9 protein-coding genes are annotated in these 6787 nt (G+C 65.3%); 2 read left to right on the forward strand and 7 right to left on the reverse strand.

Annotated elements, in window-relative coordinates; genetic code table 11:
* Positions 1 to 544, forward strand: a 544-nt coding sequence (locus PMN64_RS41050; protein ID WP_411784878.1) for an ABC transporter substrate-binding protein, incomplete at its 5' end; no start/stop codon positions are given.
* 4 nt (positions 545 to 548) lie between these two features.
* Entirely contained in the window at positions 549 to 1292 is a 744-nt protein-coding gene (locus PMN64_RS41055; RefSeq protein WP_411784879.1) for an NAD(P)H-dependent oxidoreductase, read from the forward strand.
* On the opposite strand, the gene PMN64_RS41060 is transcribed toward PMN64_RS41055, so the two are convergent.
* From PMN64_RS41060 to PMN64_RS41090, 7 genes are all read right to left on the reverse strand, one after another.
* On the reverse strand, positions 1289 to 1600 hold the full coding sequence (locus PMN64_RS41060; RefSeq protein WP_411784880.1) for a GNAT family N-acetyltransferase: 312 nt from the start codon (positions 1598 to 1600) through the stop codon (positions 1289 to 1291). The two genes, PMN64_RS41055 and PMN64_RS41060, sit on opposite strands and share 4 nt — an antisense overlap.
* Positions 1601 to 1893: 293 nt before the next feature.
* Positions 1894 to 3087 carry an acyl-CoA dehydrogenase family protein gene (locus tag PMN64_RS41065; RefSeq protein ID WP_411784882.1) on the reverse strand — a complete coding sequence of 398 codons (1194 nt, stop codon included), beginning with the start codon at positions 3085 to 3087 and terminating at the stop codon, positions 1894 to 1896.
* Entirely contained in the window at positions 3084 to 4019 is a 936-nt protein-coding gene (locus tag PMN64_RS41070) for an alpha/beta hydrolase (protein WP_411784883.1), read from the reverse strand. Before PMN64_RS41070 ends, PMN64_RS41065 begins: the two co-directional genes overlap by 4 nt.
* Position 4020: 1 nt before the next feature.
* A complete protein-coding gene (locus tag PMN64_RS41075; RefSeq protein WP_411784884.1) occupies positions 4021 to 4770 on the reverse strand; it encodes an SDR family NAD(P)-dependent oxidoreductase in 750 nt (249 codons plus the stop codon).
* Position 4771: 1 nt separating this feature from the next.
* Positions 4772 to 5566 (reverse strand): enoyl-CoA hydratase/isomerase family protein, encoded by a 795-nt coding sequence (locus PMN64_RS41080; protein ID WP_411784885.1) that lies wholly within the window; start codon positions 5564 to 5566, stop codon positions 4772 to 4774.
* A 13-nt stretch (positions 5567 to 5579) separates the two neighbouring features.
* Positions 5580 to 6077: an aromatic-ring-hydroxylating dioxygenase subunit beta gene (locus PMN64_RS41085; RefSeq protein ID WP_411784886.1), complete on the reverse strand. Its 498-nt coding sequence runs from the start codon at positions 6075 to 6077 to the stop codon at positions 5580 to 5582.
* Positions 6077 to 6787: RHO alpha subunit C-terminal catalytic domain-containing protein (locus PMN64_RS41090; protein WP_411784888.1), on the reverse strand; the 711-nt coding region annotated here is incomplete at its 5' end. The genes PMN64_RS41090 and PMN64_RS41085, both read right to left, overlap by 1 nt.

Below are 6787 nucleotides of genomic sequence, written 5' to 3' on the forward strand. Positions count from 1 at the left end.
CTACAAGAAAGGCCAGCAGGACTTCTCGTCCGACATGCTGCAGCTGAAGGATTCCGGCGCCGAGGTGTTCCTGGCCGGCGGTATCATCGCCGAGAACATCGCGATGACAAAGGAACTCGAGAAATTGAACATCAAGCCGGTGACCGGCATCTTCTGGCCCGGCCGCATCGAACCGGTGCTGAAGCTGATGGGTCCGGCCGGCGACGGCATCTACGCGGTCGACTATGTCGAGCCGTTCGCGGGCGAGGCGGGCAAGGCGTTCCTGGAGAAGGCCAAGCCGCTGGTGTCGGAAGCCGAGTTCAAGGGCATCAATCGCTACACCATGACCGGCTATGCCGCCGCGAAGGTCTTGATCGCGGCAATCGAGCGCTGCGGCAAGCAGCCGACCTGGGCCTGCACGATCTCGGAGCTGGAGAAGACCAGGAATGTCGAGACCGGCGTGATGGCGCCGATCAGCTTCGGTCCCGGCGTCCGCTTCTCCAACCAGAAGCTGCAGATCATGCAGGCCGACGCCGCGACGCTCAGCTTCAAGCCGGTGAAATAGAGAGATGAAGGTCCTGATCGTCTTTGCCCATCAGGAGGCGCAGTCGTTCAACGCTGCACTGCTGGCGCGGTCGGTGGCAGAACTGACCGCGCTCGGGCACGCGGTCAGGATCTCCGATCTCTACGCCATGCGCTTCAACCCGGTGGCGACCGCCGAAGACTTTGGCGCGCGGCGGTTTCCCGACCGGCTGCAATATGACCGCGAGCAGAAATACAATCTGGAGCACGGGGCGCTCAGCGGCGATATCGCCGCCGAGATCGAGAAGCTGCTGTGGTGCGACCTCTTGATCCTGCAGTTTCCGCTGTGGTGGTTCTCCGTCCCCGCCATCATGAAAGGCTGGATCGACCGCGTGTTCGTCAACGGCGCAATTTACGGCAGCGGCCGCCGCTACGACACCGGCGGCCTCAACGGCCGCCGCGCTATGGTCGTGACCTCGACCGCCGCCTATCCCGGCATGTGCGCGCCCGACGGGCTGGTCGGCGCGCTCGATGTGGTGCTGTGGCCGATCCAGAACGGCATGCTCGCCTATGCCGGCTGCAAGGTGCTGCCGCCGTTTGTGTCGTATTCGGTGAATTTCGTCGACGAGGCGACACGGCACCGCTATCTCGACGGCTATGCCGAGCGGCTGCGGCAGATCGAAACCACCGAGCCGCTGTTCTTCCATCCGCTCGCGGATTTCGGCGAGGACTGGCGGTTGAAGCCGGGGATCATGTCGCAAACGGTCGGCCAGGTCCGGCCTTCAAGCTAAGAGGCAGGTATCGTAAACGCGAACATGGACAATTGAATCTCGGGCGAAAATACGAAGGGCGTCATGCCGATCTTGATGGCGCCGAGACGGTCGTAGAATTCCACTGCGCGTGGGCTCGAATAAATCAGGATGACACTTCCTGCCATCTTTCTCGACAGTTGTACTGCGGTCTCGAAAAGCCGCGTACCAAAGCCGCTCCGCGCGCATGTCGGATCGACAAAAATGCCTTCGAGCAGAATGAGGCCGCCCATGCCCGTAGGTCTCAAGGCCGTGTAGCCTCGCTGACCCCTGCTCGTCCTCGGCCACAAAGACCAGTCCGGCCGCGATCAGCGCAGGATTGACCTTCAGTCCCGGCATGAACCGAGCGACGGCCGCGTCGTCATAACCACTGCGCATCGTCGCGCGCACCGCGATCTGGATCAGTTCCTCGGCTTCGTCGACGCGCGCTGGCCGTATCCGGCTGCATGTCATTGCCGTCTCCAGTCCCTGCCGCAATCACATAGCCGGAGATCACAAGAATTCAAGCCCGGTTGCGCACGCGCGCACTCTCCAGCAAGAGCGGACAAGGCTGCGTCGACAGCTTCCGCTCCAGGCGAGGCGTTCACATCCGCTTCGCCACTTCTTCCAGCATCACCTCGGTGGCACCGCCGCCGATCGTCAGCACGCGGGCGTCGCGCACCATGCGCTCGATCGGAGTGCCGCGCATGAAGCCTGAGCCGCCGTGCAGTTGCAGGCAGCCATGCACGACCTCATGCAGCACCTCGGGCGACAGCGCCTTCACCATCGAGACCTCACGCAGGCAATCCTGCCCGGCCGCCGCGAGCTCGGCGGCCTGATAGGCCAGCGCCCGCGCCGCCGCCGCCTTCGCGGCAAGCTGGGCGAGCTTCAGCCGCACGCCCTGTTGATTCCAGAGCGGGCCGCCGAACGCCTGCCGCGTCTTCACGTAATTCGCCGTCAGCTCGATCGCCTTGGCGGATTCCCCCGCGCAGATGCCGCCGATGCAGATGCGCTCGTTCTGGAAGGTCTCCATGATGCCATAGAAGCCCTTGTTCTCCTCGCCGAGCAGGTTCTCCGCCGGCACGCGCACGTCCTGGAACGCGAGTTCGGCGGTGTCCGAGCAGAGCCAGCCGTGCTTGTCGAGCTTGGTTGCCGAAATGCCCGGCGTGTTGCGCTCGACGATGAACAGCGAGATGCCGCGGCTGCCCTTGGCATGCGGATCGGTCCGCGCGGCGACGATCAGGAGGTCGCCATAGACCGCGTTGGTGATGAACATCTTTGCGCCGTTGATCACCCAGACATCGCCGTCGCGCCGCGCCCGCGTCTTCAGGCCAGCGACGTCGGAGCCCGCATCGGGCTCGGTCACCGCGATCGAGCAGACTGTCTCGCCGCGGATGATCGCCGGCAAATACTTCTGCTTCTGTTCCGGCGTGCCGCGCAAGGAGATGTGCACCGCCGACATGTCGGTATGCACGAGGATCGACGAGGTGAAGCCGCCGAAGCTGGACCGGCCCAGCTCTTCGGCGAACACCATCGAGGCCAGCGGCCCCATGTCGGTGCCGCCATATTCGGCTGCATGGCGCATGCCGAGAAAGCCGAGCGCGCCCATGCGGCGATAGATCTCGCGCGGGATCTTGCCGTCGCGCTCCCACGCCTCGGCATGCGGCACCACTTCCTTCTCGACAAAGCGGCGCACCTGCTCGCGCAGCATGCGCAGCTCCTCGGGCAGATTGGGCTGCTCCGAAAAGTGGAACTCGGTCTCAGCGAGCTGGCGCGGATCCGACGTCATGACGTTCATTGTGGCGCTCTCTCATGGCCGATGTGAAGATGGTTGCGCAAAAAAGCTGCCAGCGATGCGATCGCCTCTCGCGCCTGCGGAATCTCCGGGAACATCTGGAAGACGTGGATCATGCCGTCCCACACCTGCAGCTCGACGTCGATACCGGCAGCCTTCGCCCGTGCGGCCAGTTCCGTCGCATCGTCGCGCACGGTCTCACGGTCGCCGACCTGCACCAGCAGCGGCGGCAGACCGGTGAGATCGGCAAAAAGCGGCGAAGCGAAGGGATCGCTGACATCGCCGTCCTTGCCGAGATAGTTCTTCGCCAGCGCCAGGATCATCGCGCGCTGGTGGATCGGATCGGCCTTGGCCCGGCTCTGATAGCTCGCGCCGCTCGCGGTGAGATCGGTCCAGGGTGACATCATCGCGCCGGCGGCGGGGAGCGGTAGGCCGCGATCTCTCGCAGCGAGCATCGCAGCGAGCACGAGATTGCCACCGGCGGAGTCCCCGGCGAAGGCAATATCGGCAGGACGCAGGCCCTGATCGCGCAGAAAGTGATAGGCAGCGACTGCGTCATCGAGCGCCGCCGGAAACCGGTGCTCCGGCGCCAGGCGATAGTTGATCGAAAGCACTTGGCAGCCGGATGCATCCGCGATCCGCGCGGCCAGGTCGCGATGCGAGGCGATCGAGCCGATGCGGAAGCCGCCGCCGTGAAAATAGAGGACCGCTTTGTCGCGCGGAGCATCCGACGGCACGAGCCATTCGCCGTCGACCCCGCCGGCGGAAACGGGCTCGCGCGCCACCGGCACCGAGCAGCCGGCAAAAGCCAAGTCCCAATCGCTGCGCATCTGCGCCACGGTCGTATCACGGGTCCAGCCGCGATAGATCGCGCGCAAACGCTCGATCGCGCGATCGACCGGCGTGATTGCGATATCGTCGTCCGCGCTGCCCATTTCAGCCGCCGATGCCCATGCCGCCGGAAACGCCGAGCGTCTCGCCGGTGATATAGGCGGCCTGGTCGGAAGCCAGGAACAGCGCGGCAGCCGCGACCTCCTCCGGCTCGCCGAGGCGGCCGAGCAGCGTTGCACCGGTCATTGCCTGCAGGATCCTGTCGCCGCCTTTTGCCACCGCCTGCTCCAGCATCGGCGTGCGTATCGGTCCCGGCGCGATCGCGTTCGCGGTAATGCCATAGCGTGCATTTTCCCACGCGATGCTCCGGGTGAACGAGATCACGCCGCCCTTGGCCGCGGAGTAGACCGCACCGCCTTTTGAGCCGAGCCGCGCCGCTTCCGAGGTGACGTTGATGATGCGGCCAAAGCGCGCCGCCTGCATCGCCGGCAGCGCGGCGTGGGTGCAAGCCAAGACCGAGGTGAGATTGACAGCGATCAGCCGCGCCCAATCCTCCGCCGTGGTATCGGTGAAGAAGGCGTGCTGATCGACGCCGGCATTGTTGACGACAATGTCGAATGGGCCGTCCTGCGCCATCACAGCCTGCACGGCCATGGCATCGCTGACGTCTAATCCTGCAACATCAGCGCCGGTCTCGCGCGCCAGCTCCGAGGCCGCGGCGACATCGAGATCGGCGATCACGACCCTGGCGCCCGCGCCGGCAAAGCTGCGAACAATCGCGGCACCGATGCCCCGCGCGCCGCCGGAGACGAAGGCGCGGCGGCCATCGAGACGTCCGAATGGCAAGGTCGCCACCTCAGCGCCCCGTGAATACAGGCTGGCGCCGCTCGATCACCGCGGCGAGGCCTTCGCGTGCATCGGCCATCCCCGAGAGTTCGGCGACGGTGCGCGCCTCTTCCGACAGGCACTGCTCGATGCTGGTGCCGGTGCCGGCCCAGACCAGCCGCTTGGTCGCCGCCAGTGCCTTCGGCGCGCCGGCCGCAAGCTCGCGGGCCAGCGCGAGCGATGCCTCGGTGAGTTCGGCATCGGGCACGACCCTGGTGACGATGCCCATCTGCAACGCTTCGGCCGCCGGGATCACCGGATTGGTCAGTAGGATCGACATCGCCCGCCGCAGGCCGACCAGCCGCGACAGCGTGACGGAGACACCGGCATCCGGCGCCATCGCCACCCGCGTCGCGCCGGCGAGGAATTTTGCCGATTCCGCCGCGATTACGATGTCGGAAGCGCAGACCAGGCCAAAGCCGCCGCCGCCGGCCGCAAAGCCCTGCACCGATGATATGACCGGCGCCTCCAGCCGCAGCAGCCCGGTCACCGCATTCTGCAAATACGCAGTGGCCTGCCGGATATAGTCCGGCAGCTTCTCGCCCTTGGAGGCAAAGGCGCGGACATCGCCGCCGGCGCAGAAGTTCGTGCCCTCGCCGCTCAGCAACACGACGCGCAGATCCGGATGGCCGTGACACACCATGATGGCGTCGCACAGCGCACGGAGCAGCTCGGCGCTCATGCCGTTGGCAGCATCGGGGCGGTTGAGCCGCAGCCGCGCGATGCCGTCGGTGATGTCGAGCAGAACGGGGCCCTTGTCGATCATGGCGAGACCTTTCCTAAACCAGGAATGACAGCGTGTAGATCGCCTTGTCGTTGTTGACGAGGATGACTTTCTTGGCGGCCATCCGCAATTCGCCATCGACATGGCGCAGCCGGTATTCATTGCGCGCCGCCCACAGCGTGTCGTCGCGCAGGCTCGACTCGAAAATGAGACTGTTGCTGGCGACCGCCATGTCGCCGTCGTCAGGCTGCTCGTCCATCAATTCGATGTTGGAGATCAGCCGGCGCAGGTTCGACTGCGGCGTCTGGGTGAAGTGCTTGCCGGTCATCAGCTGCCGGACGCGCAGCGCGATCCGCGAGCGATTGTCGTAGATGATCGACATATGCCGTTCCGGATCGATGTCGGCGCCGTTGGCCGGCACCCAATAGACGCCGTCGTCGGTCCAGAGCTTTTCCCAGGCCTCGTATTGATGCTCGTCCTGCAACCGCGCCTCGCGATAGAGGAAGGCGGTGATGGCGCTCATCAACGTGGCGCTGCTCTCGCGCGACAGCATCAGTTAGGCTCCATCAGCTTGCGATAATGGGTCCAGATGCCGCGCGACGGCACCTCGTCGGTGACGTGGCCGACCGTGAAGCCGAGCTCATCCTGCCGCTCGCGCTTCTCGCCGCGGCCGAGGAAGATCCATTCCGGATTGCGCGCCAGCACGCCGCGATGGCAGCGCTCGTACATTTCAGAATCATCCGCCAGCAGGAAGCCGGCCGGGCCGACCGAGCCCATGGTCTGCTGGCGCAGCCTTCGGTTCAGATCGGGCGCGCCCTTGAACTGCAACGCGGTGACGTGCTGCACGCTGTCGTCGACGCCGAGCGGCTGGATCACGAACATCTGGATCTCGGCGATGAACAGGTTCGGGAAGATCATCACATGCGGCGTGCCGTCGATCATGATCTCCCGCGCTGCGGTGTCGCCATGGGCGGCCTTCATGCGCGCCGTGTAGTCCGGCAGCCGGTCCTCGCTGGTGCCGAACCAGCTCATCGGCGCATCGCGCTTGCGGAACTCGGGCCGCAGGTCGATCTCGGTATGGCCGTTGCCATAGTCGCGCGTCAGCGCGGTCGAGGCGCCGCCATAGAGTTTGCCGATCATGCTGTCGGCGACGCCGAAGATCGAGGTGTGCACGAAGGCCGGGTGATAGCCGTCGCACTCGTTCTCCAGGATGAACTTCCAGTTCGCCTTGACGCGATGCTTGAGAAAGCCCGCCGTGATCTC

Origin of the sequence: Bradyrhizobium sp. UFLA01-814 (assembly GCF_046718885.1) — a bacterium.
GTDB lineage: Bacteria > Pseudomonadota > Alphaproteobacteria > Rhizobiales > Xanthobacteraceae > Bradyrhizobium > Bradyrhizobium elkanii.

Excerpts from the sequence above, each read along its gene's own strand:
- PMN64_RS41085 (WP_411784886.1), bottom strand. The coding sequence starts at position 6,077 with ATGCTGTCGCGCGAGAGCAGCGCCACGTTGATGAGCGCCATCACCGCC.
- PMN64_RS41055 (WP_411784879.1), top strand. The coding sequence starts at position 549 with ATGAAGGTCCTGATCGTCTTTGCCCATCAGGAGGCGCAGTCGTTCAAC.
- PMN64_RS41065 (WP_411784882.1), bottom strand. The coding sequence starts at position 3,087 with ATGAACGTCATGACGTCGGATCCGCGCCAGCTCGCTGAGACCGAGTTC.
- PMN64_RS41070 (WP_411784883.1), bottom strand. The coding sequence starts at position 4,019 with ATGGGCAGCGCGGACGACGATATCGCAATCACGCCGGTCGATCGCGCG.
- PMN64_RS41080 (WP_411784885.1), bottom strand. The coding sequence starts at position 5,566 with ATGATCGACAAGGGCCCCGTTCTGCTCGACATCACCGACGGCATCGCG.